Source organism: Flavobacterium araucananum (assembly GCF_002222055.1).
GTDB lineage: Bacteria > Bacteroidota > Bacteroidia > Flavobacteriales > Flavobacteriaceae > Flavobacterium > Flavobacterium araucananum.
This window is the reverse complement of the sequence record NZ_MUGS01000118.1, coordinates 1-534: the sequence shown is the minus strand read 5'-3', so window position 1 is coordinate 534 and position 534 is coordinate 1. Positions and strand designations below refer to the sequence as shown.

General features: G+C 30.7%; 1 protein-coding gene. It reads left to right on the top strand.

All coding sequences use genetic code 11. The annotated features are described in order from the left end of the window. Positions 1-19 precede the first annotated feature (19 nt). Positions 20-534: AMP-binding protein (locus B0A64_RS24680; protein ID WP_244285495.1), on the top strand; the 515-nt coding region annotated here is incomplete at its 3' end.

Sequence of the window (534 nt, the reverse complement as noted above, 5' to 3'; positions counted from 1 at the left end):
AGGCAGACCAAAAGGTGTAATGATTGAGCAAGATGCTGTTTTGAGCTTGGTATTGAATGATTATATTAAGATAACTTCTAAAGATGTTTTTGCATTAGTATCATCCCCTGTATTTGATGCTGCAACCTTTGAAATATGGGCTCCTTTACTTCATGGGAACCTTTTGGTAATACCAAAAGATATACAAAGTATTGTGTTGGACATAAACATTTTTAATAAGTTTCTGATAGCAAATAATATTTCGATATTGTGGTTAACAAAAACGTTATTTGAGAATTTATATTATCTGGATAATGCCATATTTGAAGGTCTAAATTATTTAATTATTGGAGGTGAGGCATTAGATAAGAGAAGTGTTAATGCTTTGATAACTAGTATTGAAAAGCCGAATTATTTAATAAATGGGTATGGACCAACGGAAAGTACCACTTTTACCTGTACCTATAATATTGAAAAATCAATAGAGTCATATAGTATACCTATAGGTATGCCAATTGATAATAGAAAGACTTATGTCTTAGACCCCAATAATCT